Origin of the sequence: Kribbella sp. DT2, from assembly GCF_049844575.1 — a bacterium.
Lineage (GTDB): Bacteria > Actinomycetota > Actinomycetes > Propionibacteriales > Kribbellaceae > Kribbella.
In genome coordinates, this window is sequence record NZ_JBNCLH010000002.1 from 869,636 (window position 1) to 883,251 (window position 13,616).

Here is a 13,616-nt window from a genome sequence, read left to right on the forward strand (position 1 = left end):
GTCAAGCCAGCAGGTTCCGGCCCGTGGACGCCGGTCCGGACGGTGGGGGAGCGTCCCTACGATGACTACTGAGCCAGTGGACATTCGACGCTTCGGTGAGGACCCGCAGATGACGAGCAGCTACCACGCCGCCGGCGACCGCTACGAGCGGCTGGAGTACCGCAGGGCCGGCCGCTCGGGGCTCGACCTGCCGGCGGTGTCGCTGGGGCTGTGGCAGAAGTTCGGCACCGACTACCCGTTCGCGACCCAGCGCGAGATCGTGCTGCACGCCTTCGACCTCGGCGTCACGCACCTCGACAACGCGAACCGGTACGGCCCGCCGTACCGGGCTGCGGAGATCTTCCTGGGCCGGTTGCTGCGCACCGACCTCGCGCCGTACCGGGACGAGCTGGTGATCAGCACCAAGGCCGGCAACCCGATCAGCCCGAGCCCTTACGCGAAAGGCGGTTCGCGCAAGTCGCTGCTCAGCTCGCTCGACCACAGCCTGCGCGATCTCGGCACCGACTACGTCGACATCTTCTACCACCACCGGCCCGACCCGACGACTCCGCTGGAGGAGACCGTCGGCGCGCTGGTGAGCGCGGTCCAGCAGGGCAAGGCCCTGTACGTCGGGGTGTCGAACTACCCGACCGACCAGGCCCACGCGGCGGCCGAGCTGCTGCGGCGGGCCGGCGTACCGCTGCTCGTGCACCAGCCGCGCTACTCGATCTTCGACCGTACGCCGGAACGCTCGGGCCTGCTCGACCAGGCCGCCGCGGACGGGTTCGGACTGGTTGCCTACAGCCCCTTGGCGCAGGGGCTGCTGACCGACAAGTACCTCGACGGCACGATCCCGGAGGGCGCCCGGGCGGCCAACAGCACGTTCCTGTCGCCGGACCAGATCGACGAGGTCTACCGCGAGCGGGCGACCGCGCTGAGCAAGATCGCCCACGAACGCGGCCAGTCGCTCGCGCAGCTGGCGCTGCAGTGGGTGCTGCGCCGGCCGGAGGTGACGACCGCGTTGATCGGCGCGAGCTCGACCGGCCAGCTCGACCACAATCTCGCCGCGCTCGACTTCCCGCCGCTGACCGAGGCGGAGCTTGCGCTGATCGACGAGCATGGAGTCCACGGCACGGGTCAACGTGCCTGACCTTGGGAGTGGTTGTGACCGTTACGCCTGAAGCCTCGTTCCGCCTGCGGTACGGCTCGCCGTCGGAGGTGCCCCCGGCCGCGTGGACCGACGTGATCGCGCAGCAACTGGCGCACCGGTCGGTGCGGAGCTACCGGCCGGATCCGGTCTCCGACGAGACGCTGACGGCGCTGATCGCCGCGGCGCAGTCGGCGCCGACCTCGGGGAACCTGCAGCTGTGGAGCGTGGTCGCCGTACGGGACGACGATCGTCGCGCCCGGCTGGCGGAACTGGCCGGAGAGCAGGACTTCGTCAAGCAGGCACCGCTGCTGCTCGTCTGGCTGGCCGACCTCGCGCGGGCCCGGCACGTGACCGAACAGATCGGTCAGGCGACCTCGGAGGGTGCGGACTTCGTCGAGGCGGCGCTGCTCGGGTTCGTGGACGTTGCTTTGGCGGCGCAGAACGCGGCGCTGGCGGCCGAGTCGCTCGGGCTCGGCACGGTGTTCGTCGGCGCGATCCGCAACCGGCCGCTCGAGGTCGCCGCCGAGCTGGAGCTGCCGGCCAACGTGTTCCCTGTCTTCGGGCTCACGGTCGGGCACCCGGACCGGTACGACGAGACGTCGGTGAAGCCGCGGTTGCCACAGGAGGCGGTGCTGCACCACGAGCGGTACGCGCTAGAGCCGCAGACGGCGCACGTCGACGCCTACGAGGAGCTGCTCAACCGGTACTACGCGGCCGCCGGGATGCCTCAGGGATGGGTACGCCGGGTGGCTGCTCGCTTCGGCAGCGTGGCCGGTCTGAAGGGCCGCGAGCACCTGCGCGAGGCGCTCCGCGTGAAGGGCTTCCAGCTCCGATGAGAGCGCTTGCGTGACGGACTAGCCCACTGGCGCGTTGTGAGGTCATGAAGACTCACGGGGACAGTGTTGAGGAGGTTCGGCCGGACACGGTCGATCCGGGGTTGGCAGCGGCGACGCTGAGCGTCTACGCGCACCGCCACGAGGTGGTCCATCTGTTGTACTCGGCAACCGACGAGCCGGACGCGCTCCGCCGGGTGGCCGAGATCCTGCACCTGGAGGAGTCGACCGTGGCCCGCGTGCTCGACCAGCCGCTGCGCTGGATGACGGCCCCGGCCCGCGAGGCGCTGGAGTCGGCCGCGGCCCGCGGGGTCTCGATGATCCCTGAGGTGGGGGAGCTGGCCACCACATCCGCCGGGCCTGACCAGGCCTAGCCGGCCGGCCCGTCGTGCTGCCCTCAACCGAGGGGGCGGCCGGCGCACCGTAGCGTCCGAAGAACCCGCATGCGTCCGAAGACCGGTGCGCCATAGCCTCGGCTTCTTCGGACGCAACGAGATTCTTCGGACGCTACGGGGCCAAGGCGCTCAGGGCGAGCAGGGCGGTGTCGTCGGCGAGCGGTTCACCGAAGCTGGTGAGCAGGTCGGAGAGGGCTTTGACCAGTTCGCCTGCGGGCGCACCGGCGTACTGCAGGGCGAGAGTTCGGAGTGCGTGCTCGCCGTAGAAGTCGCCGTTGACGCGGGCTTCGGTGAGGCCGTCGGTGTAGAGCAGCAGCGTGTCGCCGGGCTGCAGGCGCAGGCGGGTCGGCGGGAACTCGCCCGTCGGGAGGATGCCGATCAGCGTGCCGTCGGCGCTCGGGAGGAAGCCGGCCGTGCCGTCGGCGCAGATCAGCAACGGCGGCGGGTGACCGCCCGAGGCGAACTCGACCTCGACCTGACCCGTGGTCCGATCGGGAATCAGGGTGCCGAAGATCGCCGTGCAGTAGCGCGGGTCGCCGGTCGCGAACCGCTCGTTCAGTACGGCGTTGAGCGTGGCGAGCGCGGACCCGGGATCGTGCAGCGCGGCGGCGCGCAGGGTGTAGCGGGCGAGCGACGTCACGGCGGCGGCCGCCGAGCCCTTGCCGCAGACGTCGCCGAGGAAGAAGCCCCAGCGGTGCCGGTCGACGGCGAACACGTCGTAGAAGTCGCCGCCGAGCTGGATGGCCGACGCCGTGTGGTAGTACGCCGCTGTCTCGACACCCGGTACGACGGGGAGCTGTGCGGGAAGCAGGGACTGCTGGAGCACGGCGAGTGCGTCCTGCAACTGGGCGCGATCGGCCTCGGCCTGGAGCTGCGCGGTCTCGGCCTCGAGCTGGGCCAGCTCGGCCTCGCGCTGGGACGTTTCGGCGAGCCGGCGGCCGTGCAGGAGCTCTTCCTCGTACGCGCGGCGAATCTGCGCGTCGAAGACCGTCGTACGGATCAGGACGGGTTCGCCGGCGTCGTCGTACTTGACTGTTGACGAGATCAGGACCGGGAGCCGGCCGCCGCCCTCCCCCTTGAGCTCGAGCGCGACGCCGCTGACGCCGCCCTGCATCCGCAGCGACGGCGCGAGGTGCGTCTCGTGGTAGAGCTTGCCGCCGATCGTCAGCAGGTCGGTGAACCGGATCCGCCCGACCACGGCGTCGCGGTCCAGCCCGAGCCAGTCGAGCAGCGTCGCGTTGATCCTGACGATCGTGCCGTCCATCGCCGTCGACAGGTGACCGCTCGGCGCGGACTCGTAGATCTCCTCGGTGCTGTCGCCGAGCATCACCTCAGGCTCGCGAGAAATTCGCTGATCGCCTGATTGGTCGCCGCCGGCGCCGACAGGTGCGGGCAGTGGCCGGTCGCGTCGAGCGTGACCAGCGTCGAACCGGGGATCGCGGCGTGCGTGTACGCACCGACCTCGCGCGGCGCGATCACGTCCTCGGTCGACTCCAGGATCAGCGTCGGCACCTTCACCGAGGCCAGGTCGGCGCGCGAGTCGGACAGGAACGTGGTCCGGGCGAAGACCCGGGCCATCGCGGGATCGGTCGCGCAGAAGCTCGTCGTCAGCTCCGCCCCGAGCTCGGGGATGTCGGCGTTGCCCATGATCACCGGCGCCATCGCCGACGACCAGCCGAGGTAGTTGGACTCGAGGGAGGCCAGCAGCTCGTCGATGTCCGCGCGGTCGAAGCCGCCGCGGTAGTCGCCGTCGTTCAGGTAACAGGGCGAAGGCCCGACCATGACCAGCGCGCCGATCCGCTCCGGCGCCTTGCGCGCGGCCAGTACGCCGATCATCGCGCTGACCGAGTGCCCGACGAAGACCGCGTCGTGCAGGTCGAGCGCCGTACAGACCTCGACGACGTCGTCGGCGTACCCCTCGAGCGAGGCGTAGCGCCGCTCGTCGAAGGCAGCCGGGTCGGACTTGCCCGAGCCGACCTGGTCGAACAGGGCGATCCGGTAGTCGTCGGCCAGCGCCGGGACCGTCAGGCGCCACATGTTCTGGTCACAGCCGAAGCCGTGCGCGAGCAGGACCGTCCGGCCGTCCGGGTTTCCGGTGGTGGTGACGTTGTTTCGGCGCAGGGTGTCCACGGGGCCATCTTCGCAGCCCGGACGGGATCCGGCGGTGTCGGCTTACCGGCTGCGGAAGCGTTGCTCGTCGTGCTGCGGGCCCGGGCAGGGTTCCTCGCTCGCGGCGTCCGCGAGGTCGTAGGCGACCAGGGGACAGCGGGTGCAGTAGAGCAGGCCGTCGTCCGGGTCGACGAGCAGGTCGTGGTCACCGGTCGTGAACGGGACCGGGCAAGCTGTCAGTTCGATCTCACCGCGATCGGCGAAGTGCTTGTCGCACCGGATACAGACCGGTCCTGCGGCGAACCGGCCCTGCGAAGTGACCCGGTGCAGGTCGATCACCTGGTGACCGTTGATCTCGGCGTACGGATCCGTCACGGGCGTCGTCCTCCAGGGTGGTCTGCGCTCGCCCTCCTAGGTGCCCACAGCAAGGTTGTGTTACGCATCCGGTCTATGACGGATCCGTCACGAGAGCGCCGGGACCTGGTCGACGACGCGCAGCAGGCGGTGCAGCATCGTCACCCGGATCACCGACGCGACCCGCGGGGTGAGGGCCGCGAGCGTGAGGGAACCGCCCGCCGCCTCGGCCGCGTGGTGGAGCTGGACGAGCGCGCCGAGGCCGGTGGAGTCGCAGAACGACAGGCCGGACAGGTCGAGCACGAGCGAGCGGCCGGCGGCGACGATCGGCCCGCCCGCGTCGGTCAGCAGGGCGGTGGTGCCGAAGTCGAGCTCGCCCGAGACCATCGCCACGACGTCGGATCCGCGGTCGTCGATGGTGACGGTCAGTAGCTGGGAGTCGCTCACTGAGGGATGCTCATCGGGATTGGCTCACTGGGGGAGCTTACGCGTGTCGATCAGGTGCTGGGCGACATCGCGGAGCTTGGTGTTCGTGTCCTGGGAGTAGCGCTTCAGGATCTGGAAGGCCTGGGACTCGTCGAGGTCGAAGCGCTCCATCAGGATCCCCATCGCCTGACCGACCAGCTTCCGGGCGTCGACCGCGGCCGTCATGGTCTCGCCGTCGCGCGCGGCCGCCACCGCGACCGACGCGTGCCGGGCGAGAATGTGCGCGATCGCCTCGTCGTCGGCGCTGAACGCCTGTGGGTCGCCGTTGTAGAGACTCAGTACGCCGACCAGCTGGTCGGCCGCCCACATGGGGACGTGCAGGACCGAGCCCACGCCGTACGACGTGAGCCGCGTGCTCCAGGACGGCCAGCGGGCCTCGGTCGCGACGTCGGCGACGTACATGGTGGTGCCGCTGGTGAGCGCCGCGTGCAGCGGGCCCTCGCCGGCGTCGATCTGCTCCTGGTAGATCCGCGCGACCAGCGGGTCGGTGACCGCGCCGATCTCCCAGCCGCCGTGCCCGGTCAGCATCACGCCGGCGTACGTACAGGCCTCCGCCTGCAGTGCGAACTGGACGACCGCCTCCACCGTGTCGTCCACGCCGTCGGCATCGTGCAGCTCCACAGCCAGCTGCGCGAACACCGTTGCCAGCAACGGCTCGGAACCGCTGTGGTCCAGAGCCTCCCGCAGAACCTGCTTCTCGACCGCCGGGGCCGAGGCGTGCTCAGTCATGCCCATATGATGCACGGCCGGGTCACCCCCCGGTGCATAACTCCCGGATGATGCTCCCGAGTCGTTACGCGGCCGGCGTCTGTTTGCGGGGGCACGCCGCGGGTCACCGGGCGTCGTGCCAGGACTTGCCGACGGAGAGGACCGGTTCGATGGGTGACTACGAGGCGACGACCGTGGTGGACGTTGCGCCGAACGTGCTGTTCGAGTACCTGTCCGACGTCGAGCGGCTGCCCGAGTACCTGCCACAGATGACTGAGGCGCACCGCTTGGAGGAACCGTCTGCCCAGTCGCAGGGTGCCGAGGCGCGGCAGCCCGGCGAGGCCGTTCGCGAGCGGGTCGAGGTAGCCGCCGTGGTGGGTGACGAGCGGGAGGTCCGCAGCGAGGCCGCGATCGACATCGTCGAGGAGGACCGGAAGATTCGCTGGTCGGCGCCCGGGCCGCACGACTATCACGGCGAGCTGGAGGTCGGCTTCATCGCCGACGGCACTGCCCAGCTGACGGTCCGCCTGCACACCGACCACGCGGAGGGCCCGTCGATAGACGAGGCGCTGCAGCGAACGCTGGGCGGAATCAAGGCGACAGTGGAGCAGCCGGGCAAGCAACCCCGCGAGTAGGGCCGCGGGTCGAGGCGCCTGTCGCGGTCTCTTGCGCTCGACATTGAGTGTTCAACTACTCTGGGGGCAAGCGGCGATCAGGGAGTTGAGAACATGGCGATCTTCAGGCTGAATCATGCGGTGCTGTACGTGCGGGACGTGGCGGAGAGTGTCGCGTTCTACCGGGACGTGCTCGGGTTCGGGTACACCGAGGTCGGGGACAGCTTCAAGGGAGGGGCGTTCCTGCGGGCGCCGGGGTCGACGAACGACCACGACCTCGGGTTGTTCGAGCTCGGGGCGCAGGCCGGGCCGTCGGGGGCCGGGCGGTCGACGGTGGGGCTGTACCACCTGGCGTGGGAGGTCGACACGCTCGGCGACCTCGTGGACCTGGCGCAGACGCTGAGCGCCGCGGGCGCGCTCGTGGGGAAGTCGGACCACGGGACGACGAAGTCGCTGTACGGCAAAGACCCGAACGGGCTGGAGTTCGAGATCGTCTGGCTCATCCCGGCCGAGCTGCTGACCGACGCCGATCGCGACAAGGCCGGCGTCGCGCCGCTCGACCTGGCGGCCGAGGTGGACAAGTACGGACGCGAGGCGCTCAGTGGTGTCGGGATCTCGCGGAACTAAGCGCCAAGGGCCGTCAGGTCGCGTTCGGCGTACTGGCGGTGCTCCCACTCCTCGTTGAGGACGATGGACAGGCACTCCTTCAGCGGGAAGTCCTCGATCACCGGCCAGCCGGGCGCGGTCTGGGTGACGTTCGCGGCCAGTTGCTCGTCGGTGAGCGCCGCGATCACCCCGCGGACCATCGCCTGCCGCTCACCCCGGAGCGCGAGCGCCTCGTCGAGTGACGGACGGGCCTCGCGGTCCCACGGGATGCCCGGCCAGCCGGGCGCCTCGTCCCAGGGCAGGTCGAGCGGATGCCACGGCGACGGGTCGCCGAGGATCATCCGTCCGACCCATGCGTCGCCGGCGAAGCAGAGGTGCCGCAGCGTCTGGATGAACGACCACTCCTCGTCGACGCTCCGGTGCAGGTCGGCCTCGGGCAGCGGCCTCGCGCGGGCGACGGTCTCGTCCCAGCGCCGCTCGAGGATCGCCCACGCCTCCCGGAACCCGTCGGCGTCGACCGGGCGCATCTTCGCGCGTTCCGGCGTACGGCGGTTGAGCTCGGCGTCGATCAGCGGCGCGATGTCGACGCCGTTCACGACCACGTTCCGCACCTCGCCGTGGATCTCCAGATCGCACAGCTCCACGCCGTACAGCCTGCTGCGGTACAGGCTGCCGCCGCGCACCACGAGGTCACTGAAGGCCACTTCGCGCATCCGGGTCTCGTCCATGGCCACACCCTAGAACCGTTGCCGGACATTCCACTTCCGCGAATTGAGCACATCCTCCGGCTGCATACTGTGCGCAGGAACTGACTCGGCGAAGGAGTGCGGCGACGGGCCGGCCCTGATCAGCTGGGTGAAACGCCAGCGCCGCCGAGCTCGGCGGGATCGACATCGTGGTGGCCAACGTCAGTGCCCTCGCGATCGGTGGCGAGGGGGAGGAGCCCTGGAAGCAGAGCTTCGAGGTCGACCTGATGGGTACGGTCCGGAGGGTCGACGCGGCGATGCCGTTCCTCGGCGAGAGCCAGGCGCCGTCGATCGTCACCGTGTCGAGCGTCTCGGCGCGGGAGATCGACTTCGCGGCCGGCGCGTACGGGACGTTCAAGGCCGCGATCGTGCACTACACCCAAGGCCTGGCCTTCCAGCCGGCAGGCAAGGGGATCCGCGCGAACACCGTCTCCCCGGGCAACACCTACTTCCCGGGTGGCGTCTGGGAGTCGGTCGAGAGCGGCAACCCGCAACTGTTCGCGGACTCGCTCGCCCTCAACCCGACCGGCCGGATGGCCCGCCCGGACGAGATCGCCCGCGGCGTCGTCTTCCTGGCCAGCCCGGCCGCCAGCTTCGTCAGCGGCACCAACCTGGTGATCGACGGCGCGCTGACCCGTGGAGTGCAGTTCTAGCCCTGGGCAACGACCTTGCTGTTGTTGCTTCCGGCCACGAACTTCTGGCGCGGCAGCCGGTCGAGCCAGTAGTCCATCAGAAGGTTGCCCTGACCCCCTTGGTAGGAGCTGCACCGGATCCGCGGGATCGCCATCGGGTCGAAGCTCTTCCCGTACGGCGAAGGGCACGGCCCGGCACCGACCAGCAGCACGCCCTCGTTCTTGTACGCCGTACCGCCGCGTCCTCCCGCAGCGAGGACGCGGTGGTCGCGGGGGTGGACCCCGAGCGGTAGCGCGATCGTCCGGGCCGGAGCCGCGGGGACGGCCGCGGTGATCATCGCGGCCAGGCGGCCGATCTCGCTCTCGGCCTCGGCGGTCTCGAGGTGGCGGAGGTTGGGGTGGTCCCAGGTGTGGTTGCCGAGCTCGCAGCCGGCGTCGTTCAGGTACCTGAGGGCCCGCGGGACCTCGGCGCCGGACAGACCGAACGGTGACCTGTTGAGGTAGAAGGAGCCGACGGCCGGGAAGTCGGGGTAGCGCGTCTGGAAAGCGAGCATGATGCCCAGCGCGGTGTCGGGGACGACGCGGCCGGACTTGTCGAGCGCGAACTGGCCGGGGGTGCTGTCGTCGAAGGTGAGCACGACCGGCGTCTTGCCCTCCGGTACGGCGGACAGGTCGCGGCGGACCAGGTCGATGGTGCGGATCGGGTGGTAGCCCTCGCGATAGAGGCGTTCGAGCTCGGCGCGGAAGAAGGCCGGCGTCATGTCGTACTCGCCGTTGACGTTCGCGGCGAGCCGGTGGTGCATGAGGACCGGGATCACACCGAGCTCGCTGGGCGCGGGCGGCCGGCTGGTGAGCGGCTTGGCCTGCGTCGTCGGGGCGGGCGCCTTCGGTGCGGGCGCTGACGGCACGGGACCGTGGTCCTTGGCAACGACCGGCGCCGCGTCAGGCTGTGTCGTGTCGTTGCATCCGGCAACGACTGCCGACGCGGCAAGGGCGAGGAAGGTGCGCCTGTGGAGCGTGCCCGGCGTACCGGCGCTCATTCGTAGATCACCAGCTCGGGACGCGGCTTCAGCGCGAGCACCTGGGCGGGGGTCATCAGCGCGCCGTGCCGGGTGTCCTCGACGTAGAAGAGCTTGAACGCGGTGTGCACGCCCTTCGGCAGCTTGGTCACCAGGCCGCGGTACGTCGCTTCCTTGGCGCCGCGGGCGCCGATGCCGTCGACGGACTTGATCAGCGCGACACCCGGGTGCGGGCGCAGGGTCGCCTCGTTGGTGACGATCCGGCTGGTCAGCTGGTGGAAGACGAAGACCTTCTCCGGCAGCCGGTACTTGGTGGTGACCGCGGACAGGTAGGCGCCGATCTCGTTCAGCTCGGCCCCCGACGTCCGGCCGAACACGCGGCCCGGGACCTGGCCGGGACCGACCTGCCACTCCGGATCGACGGCGAGGCCGACGTCCGGCTGGCGCAGCCACGGTTCGAGGCGGCGGACCTCGTCGATGGGCTTGGCCTGGCCGGGCTGGACGTCGAGCATCAGCAACATCTTGTGCTTGCGCGCGACGGCGAGGTAGCGATCGATCTGCGCCGGGTCGATCCGGCTGCGGTACTTGCCGTCGCGGCCGGCGGCACCCTGCGCGGTGACGACGATCAGCTCCATCACCGGGAGGATCGTGCGCCCACCCCGGTACGACGTCGCGAGCTTCTCGAGCCGGCGGGCGCGCTCCTCGAGGTTGCTGTCCAGCGGGCCGAGTGCCGGTGCGCCTGGCGCGCCGACGAAGGCGACGAGCTGGTGGGTCGGAAACAGGGTCCGCCCGCCGCGAGGGAGCTGCGGCAACGGCAACGGCTTGGGTTTCGGCGGCTGCGGCGGAGCGGCCGGCGCGCTGGGACTCGAGGCCTTGGAGGGCCGGTCGGACGCGGTGACATCGGCCTCGACATCGGCACAGCCGACGGCGAGCGAGAGCAGCAGCGGAAACACCAGCAAACGTCGAACAACCACAGTGACACCCGATTCCCCAGAAGGTGGTCAGGCACGTGGCTGTACCCACTGCTCAAGCTAGGCGTGATCGACTCGTCGCACAACGTGACCACGCCGTACCGGCGTGTCTTTCTACCCGCCGATCGTCAGGCCCTCGCGCTCGTCGTCCCAGGCCGCCGACGAGATCCGCCAGCCGGCCGTCGTCCGGACGAACTGGACGGTCTTCATGCCACGGCCGGTGAACGGTACATCGTCCTGGACGCCGGACTTGCCGTAGGCACCGAACCAGTGGGCGATGTCGCCGAAGATCTCGGTGCGCCCGTCCTCGGCCCACTCGCGGAAGTCGGTCAGGCGGCCGCCGGTCAGCAGTTCCTGCCGCGGCGCGATGAAGTCCTCGACGCCGTACGCCACCGGTTCCGCGCCGCAGGTCTTGACGATCAGCGCCGACGGCAACAGCAGGTCCCGCAGCGTGCCGAGCCGCTCGGCGACGCCGTCCCCGGAGGTGAACGCGGCGAAGAAGGCCCGCACGATGCCCTCGATCTGTTCGGTGTCGGTGCCCATCGTCTCCCTCTCGCGTGGTCGAAGCCGTCAGAGACTAGCTCGACAGGCGGCTGAAAGGGAGTCTGGTTACGGTCGAGGGACCTTCGAGAAGGAGCCGACAATGAGATCACTGATCGTGTTCTGTTCCGTCACCGTCGACGGGTTCATGGCGGGGCCGGACAACGACCTCGGGTTCATGGTCGACGACGAGGAGCTGGAGACCACGCTCAACGGGGAGCTGATGCGGGCCGCCGACGCGATCGTCGTCGGGCGGAAGTCGTTCCCGGAGATGTCGACGTACTGGACGGCGGCCGAGGGCGAGCTCGCCGACTGGATGAACACCACGCCGAAGCACGTGCTGTCGAGCGACGACTCGTACGACGTGAGCGCGTGGGGCAGCGCGACGCTCGCGGCCGGCGACGGGGTCGAGCAGGTCCGGAAGCTGAAGGGCAAGAAGGGCAAGAGCGTCGTCGTGTTCGGCGGCGTCGAGACCGTGCGGGCGCTGGTCGCCGCGGGGCTGGTCGACGAGTACTGGTTCAAGGTGCACCCAATGGTCGTCGGGCGGGGCCGGTCGATGTTCTTCGACGTGAAGGACCGGACCGCGCTGAAGCTGCGCAGCGTGCGGTCCTTCCCGAGCGGGAGTCTGGGAGTCGTCTACACAGCGTGACGCGCGTCGATTGACAGTCGATAGGAAGGCGGTGATAGTCGAGCCGTGCAGATGATGGATCGGATCGTGGTGCCGCTCAGGGTGTTTCTCGTGCTGCTGTTCGCCGGGCTGGTGTTCGCGCAGGTGGTGAGCCTGCCGGGGCAGTTCGGGCAGCTGAAGGGAGACGGCGCCGACCTGCGCTGGCCGCTGACCGTGTTCTCGATCCTCGAGGTGGTCTGCGTCCAGGTGGTGATCGTCTGCATCTGGCGGCTGCTGACGCTGGTCAAGGTCGACCGGATCTTCAGCGAGAAGGCGTTCGCCTGGGTCAACGTGATCCTCTGCGCGATGGTCGCCGGGTGGGTGCTGCTGCTCGGGATGACGATCTACCTGTCGCTGCGCGCCGACGACCCCGGCCTGCCGATCCTGCTGATCGGGCTCGTGCTGGCCGGCGGGGTCGTGCTGCTGCTGATGGTGGTGATGCGCGCCTTGTTGCGCCAGGCCACCACCCTGCGGACCGACATGGAAGCGGTGATCTGATGCCGATCGTGGTCCGGATCGACGTCGAGCTCGCCAAACGCAAGATGGGCGTCGGCGAGTTCGCGGAGCTCGTCGGCCTGACCCCGGCCAACGTCGCCGTACTGAAGAACGGCCGCGCGAAGGCCGTCCGCTTCAGCACCCTCGAAGCCATGTGCCGCGTCCTCGACTGCCAGCCCGGCGACCTGCTGGAGTGGGTCGAGGACTGACTCACCGTACGGCGAGGAAGTTCAGCGCCTCGACCCGGAGCACGACCGCGTCGTCCTGGTTGAGCAGCTCGGCGCGCGTGCGCACGAGCCCGCGATCCGGCTTCGACCTCGACAACCGCGCCTCGAGCACGGTCGTTCGCAACCGCAGCTGGTCACCCGGCCGCACCGGGACCAGCCACCGCAGCTCGTCGACGCCGGGCCCGCCGAGGCTCGCGACGTGCGAGAGGTAGTGCTTGGCGTAGAGCCGCATCATCAGACCCGCCGTGTGCCAGCCGCTGGCGATCAACCCGTGGAACGGCCCGTCCGCCGCCGCCTCCGGATCGACGTGGAACGACTGCGGGTCGAAACTCCGCCCGAAGGCGACGATCTCGGCCTCGGTGACCTGGACACGCTCGGGAAACTCGTACGTCGACCCTACGACGTAGTCGTCGAAGTACCTGTCGTCGATGGGCCGGCTGAATTCGTTGCTCACAGCGCTCATCCTCCCAGCCGGACGGTACGGCGTCCGCCGAAGTGTCAGGGAACCTCCGAGGTAGAGCGCGGGCCGTCCAGGACGAACAGCGCCAGGACGACGTCCCACAGCTCCTCCCCGGCCGGCGACACCGCGGTGGGGCAGCCGGGGTGTGGCGCCGGTTCGTGAACTCGGGTCAGGAGCGGCTGCGGATGATGTGTGTGCACGCCTCGGACGTGATCGTTCAGGAGTTCTTCGAGGGGTGATGTCGATCTGGGGCCGGCTCGGTCGACGCAGGGGTGAAGATCGACAGCGACGAAAGGCTGGAGCCATGTCATTTCAGGCGTACCTGGACAAGGTCGAGGAGAAGACCGGGATGACCCCGCGGGCGCTGCTCGAGGTTGCCCGGGCGAAGGGGTTCGAGGGGCCGGAGACGAAGATCGGGCCGCTGGCGGAGTGGTTGAAGGACGAGTACGGCGTGGGGCGCGGACACGCGATGGCGCTGCTGCACGTGATCAAGAACGGGACGGCGATCAGCGACAAGCACGTGGGAACGACCGGCGTACACCGCGACGCGAGCAACGAACTGTGGTTGGACGGCAAGGCCACCAACCCGCTCGGGTGAAGTGACGGCGCCTCCCCAGGGGGAGGC

Annotated in this window: 19 protein-coding genes and 1 pseudogene; 10 read left to right on the forward strand and 10 right to left on the reverse strand. The window is 69.8% G+C overall.

The window, feature by feature from the left end:
* Positions 1-61: 61 nt before the first annotated feature.
* From ACLQ2O_RS12810 to ACLQ2O_RS12820, 3 genes are read left to right on the forward strand one after another with little or no spacing between them, the layout of a single operon-like run.
* Complete coding sequence (locus ACLQ2O_RS12810) at positions 62-1,129, forward strand: aldo/keto reductase (RefSeq protein ID WP_425830670.1); 1,068 nt, start codon at positions 62-64, stop codon at positions 1,127-1,129.
* A gap of 14 nt (positions 1,130-1,143) precedes the next feature.
* On the forward strand, positions 1,144-1,965 hold the full coding sequence (locus ACLQ2O_RS12815; protein ID WP_425830672.1) for an NADPH-dependent oxidoreductase: 822 nt from the start codon (positions 1,144-1,146) through the stop codon (positions 1,963-1,965).
* Between the two features lie 44 nt (positions 1,966-2,009).
* Positions 2,010-2,336 (forward strand): hypothetical protein, encoded by a 327-nt coding sequence (locus tag ACLQ2O_RS12820; RefSeq protein ID WP_425830674.1) that lies wholly within the window; start codon positions 2,010-2,012, stop codon positions 2,334-2,336.
* Positions 2,337-2,469: 133 nt separating this feature from the next.
* On the opposite strand, the gene ACLQ2O_RS12825 is transcribed toward ACLQ2O_RS12820, so the two are convergent.
* The 5 genes from ACLQ2O_RS12825 to ACLQ2O_RS12845 all read right to left on the reverse strand — a co-directional run bounded on the left by ACLQ2O_RS12825 (position 2,470) and on the right by ACLQ2O_RS12845 (position 6,035).
* Positions 2,470-3,684, reverse strand: coding sequence for a SpoIIE family protein phosphatase (locus ACLQ2O_RS12825; RefSeq protein ID WP_425830676.1), 1,215 nt, complete (start codon positions 3,682-3,684; stop codon positions 2,470-2,472).
* The gene (locus ACLQ2O_RS12830; RefSeq protein WP_425830678.1) at positions 3,684-4,487 is read right to left on the reverse strand and encodes an alpha/beta fold hydrolase; all 804 of its coding nucleotides are present in this window, start codon (positions 4,485-4,487) and stop codon (positions 3,684-3,686) included. The genes ACLQ2O_RS12825 and ACLQ2O_RS12830 overlap by 1 nt, the downstream gene beginning before the upstream one ends.
* Before the next feature lie 42 nt (positions 4,488-4,529).
* Positions 4,530-4,841, reverse strand: coding sequence for a hypothetical protein (locus tag ACLQ2O_RS12835; RefSeq protein ID WP_425830680.1), 312 nt, complete (start codon positions 4,839-4,841; stop codon positions 4,530-4,532).
* An 87-nt stretch (positions 4,842-4,928) separates the two neighbouring features.
* Positions 4,929-5,267, reverse strand: coding sequence for an STAS domain-containing protein (locus ACLQ2O_RS12840; RefSeq protein ID WP_425830682.1), 339 nt, complete (start codon positions 5,265-5,267; stop codon positions 4,929-4,931).
* 24 nt (positions 5,268-5,291) lie between these two features.
* The gene (locus tag ACLQ2O_RS12845; RefSeq protein ID WP_425830684.1) at positions 5,292-6,035 is read right to left on the reverse strand and encodes a GAF and ANTAR domain-containing protein; all 744 of its coding nucleotides are present in this window, start codon (positions 6,033-6,035) and stop codon (positions 5,292-5,294) included.
* 149 nt (positions 6,036-6,184) lie between these two features.
* On the opposite strand from ACLQ2O_RS12845, the gene ACLQ2O_RS12850 reads away from it, so the two are divergent.
* On the forward strand, positions 6,185-6,649 hold the full coding sequence (locus ACLQ2O_RS12850) for an SRPBCC family protein (protein WP_425830686.1): 465 nt from the start codon (positions 6,185-6,187) through the stop codon (positions 6,647-6,649).
* Positions 6,650-6,742: 93 nt separating this feature from the next.
* Positions 6,743-7,255: a VOC family protein gene (locus tag ACLQ2O_RS12855; protein WP_425830688.1), complete on the forward strand. Its 513-nt coding sequence runs from the start codon at positions 6,743-6,745 to the stop codon at positions 7,253-7,255.
* Here the strand turns inward: ACLQ2O_RS12855 and ACLQ2O_RS12860 are convergent.
* Positions 7,252-7,962 (reverse strand): DinB family protein, encoded by a 711-nt coding sequence (locus ACLQ2O_RS12860; RefSeq protein ID WP_425830690.1) that lies wholly within the window; start codon positions 7,960-7,962, stop codon positions 7,252-7,254. The genes ACLQ2O_RS12855 and ACLQ2O_RS12860 overlap by 4 nt on opposite strands.
* Positions 7,963-8,111: 149 nt before the next feature.
* Here ACLQ2O_RS12860 and ACLQ2O_RS12865 point away from each other — a divergent pair.
* A pseudogene (locus ACLQ2O_RS12865) lies at positions 8,112-8,633 on the forward strand (SDR family NAD(P)-dependent oxidoreductase); the annotation flags it as partial.
* On the opposite strand, the gene ACLQ2O_RS12870 reads toward ACLQ2O_RS12865, so the two are convergent.
* The 3 genes from ACLQ2O_RS12870 to ACLQ2O_RS12880 form a co-directional block, all read right to left on the reverse strand.
* Entirely contained in the window at positions 8,630-9,652 is a 1,023-nt protein-coding gene (locus ACLQ2O_RS12870; protein ID WP_425830692.1) for a polysaccharide deacetylase family protein, read from the reverse strand. The pseudogene ACLQ2O_RS12865 and the gene ACLQ2O_RS12870 sit on opposite strands and share 4 nt — an antisense overlap.
* Positions 9,649-10,605: a hypothetical protein gene (locus tag ACLQ2O_RS12875; protein ID WP_425830694.1), complete on the reverse strand. Its 957-nt coding sequence runs from the start codon at positions 10,603-10,605 to the stop codon at positions 9,649-9,651. The genes ACLQ2O_RS12870 and ACLQ2O_RS12875 overlap by 4 nt, the downstream gene beginning before the upstream one ends.
* Positions 10,606-10,716: 111 nt before the next feature.
* Positions 10,717-11,145: a DUF4440 domain-containing protein gene (locus ACLQ2O_RS12880; protein WP_425830696.1), complete on the reverse strand. Its 429-nt coding sequence runs from the start codon at positions 11,143-11,145 to the stop codon at positions 10,717-10,719.
* 100 nt (positions 11,146-11,245) lie between these two features.
* Between ACLQ2O_RS12880 and ACLQ2O_RS12885 the strand changes: the two genes are divergently transcribed.
* Genes ACLQ2O_RS12885 through ACLQ2O_RS12895 form a run of 3 tightly spaced genes read left to right on the forward strand, consistent with a single transcriptional unit; the run spans position 11,246 to position 12,513 of the window.
* Positions 11,246-11,791, forward strand: a complete 546-nt coding sequence (locus tag ACLQ2O_RS12885; RefSeq protein WP_425830697.1) for a dihydrofolate reductase family protein — start codon at positions 11,246-11,248, stop codon at positions 11,789-11,791.
* A gap of 51 nt (positions 11,792-11,842) precedes the next feature.
* The gene (locus ACLQ2O_RS12890) at positions 11,843-12,307 is read left to right on the forward strand and encodes a DUF2975 domain-containing protein (protein WP_425830950.1); all 465 of its coding nucleotides are present in this window, start codon (positions 11,843-11,845) and stop codon (positions 12,305-12,307) included.
* The gene (locus ACLQ2O_RS12895) at positions 12,307-12,513 is read left to right on the forward strand and encodes a helix-turn-helix domain-containing protein (protein WP_184794626.1); all 207 of its coding nucleotides are present in this window, start codon (positions 12,307-12,309) and stop codon (positions 12,511-12,513) included. Before ACLQ2O_RS12890 ends, ACLQ2O_RS12895 begins: the two co-directional genes overlap by 1 nt.
* 1 nt (position 12,514) lies before the next feature.
* Here ACLQ2O_RS12895 and ACLQ2O_RS12900 read toward each other — a convergent pair whose 3' ends face one another.
* Positions 12,515-12,985 carry a MaoC family dehydratase gene (locus ACLQ2O_RS12900; RefSeq protein ID WP_425830700.1) on the reverse strand — a complete coding sequence of 157 codons (471 nt, stop codon included), beginning with the start codon at positions 12,983-12,985 and terminating at the stop codon, positions 12,515-12,517.
* 310 nt (positions 12,986-13,295) lie between these two features.
* On the opposite strand from ACLQ2O_RS12900, the gene ACLQ2O_RS12905 reads away from it, so the two are divergent.
* On the forward strand, positions 13,296-13,589 hold the full coding sequence (locus ACLQ2O_RS12905; protein WP_425830702.1) for a DUF4287 domain-containing protein: 294 nt from the start codon (positions 13,296-13,298) through the stop codon (positions 13,587-13,589).
* Positions 13,590-13,616 lie beyond the last annotated feature (27 nt).

Coding starts and splice junctions, on each gene's coding strand:
- ACLQ2O_RS12810 (WP_425830670.1), top strand. CDS start 62: ATGACTACTGAGCCAGTGGACATTCGACGCTTCGGTGAGGACCCGCAG.
- ACLQ2O_RS12820 (WP_425830674.1), top strand. CDS start 2,010: ATGAAGACTCACGGGGACAGTGTTGAGGAGGTTCGGCCGGACACGGTC.
- ACLQ2O_RS12825 (WP_425830676.1), bottom strand. CDS start 3,684: ATGCTCGGCGACAGCACCGAGGAGATCTACGAGTCCGCGCCGAGCGGT.
- ACLQ2O_RS12845 (WP_425830684.1), bottom strand. CDS start 6,035: ATGACTGAGCACGCCTCGGCCCCGGCGGTCGAGAAGCAGGTTCTGCGG.
- ACLQ2O_RS12850 (WP_425830686.1), top strand. CDS start 6,185: ATGGGTGACTACGAGGCGACGACCGTGGTGGACGTTGCGCCGAACGTG.
- ACLQ2O_RS12855 (WP_425830688.1), top strand. CDS start 6,743: ATGGCGATCTTCAGGCTGAATCATGCGGTGCTGTACGTGCGGGACGTG.
- ACLQ2O_RS12860 (WP_425830690.1), bottom strand. CDS start 7,962: ATGGACGAGACCCGGATGCGCGAAGTGGCCTTCAGTGACCTCGTGGTG.
- ACLQ2O_RS12870 (WP_425830692.1), bottom strand. CDS start 9,652: ATGAGCGCCGGTACGCCGGGCACGCTCCACAGGCGCACCTTCCTCGCC.
- ACLQ2O_RS12880 (WP_425830696.1), bottom strand. CDS start 11,145: ATGGGCACCGACACCGAACAGATCGAGGGCATCGTGCGGGCCTTCTTC.
- ACLQ2O_RS12885 (WP_425830697.1), top strand. CDS start 11,246: ATGAGATCACTGATCGTGTTCTGTTCCGTCACCGTCGACGGGTTCATG.
- ACLQ2O_RS12890 (WP_425830950.1), top strand. CDS start 11,843: ATGATGGATCGGATCGTGGTGCCGCTCAGGGTGTTTCTCGTGCTGCTG.
- ACLQ2O_RS12895 (WP_184794626.1), top strand. CDS start 12,307: ATGCCGATCGTGGTCCGGATCGACGTCGAGCTCGCCAAACGCAAGATG.
- ACLQ2O_RS12905 (WP_425830702.1), top strand. CDS start 13,296: ATGTCATTTCAGGCGTACCTGGACAAGGTCGAGGAGAAGACCGGGATG.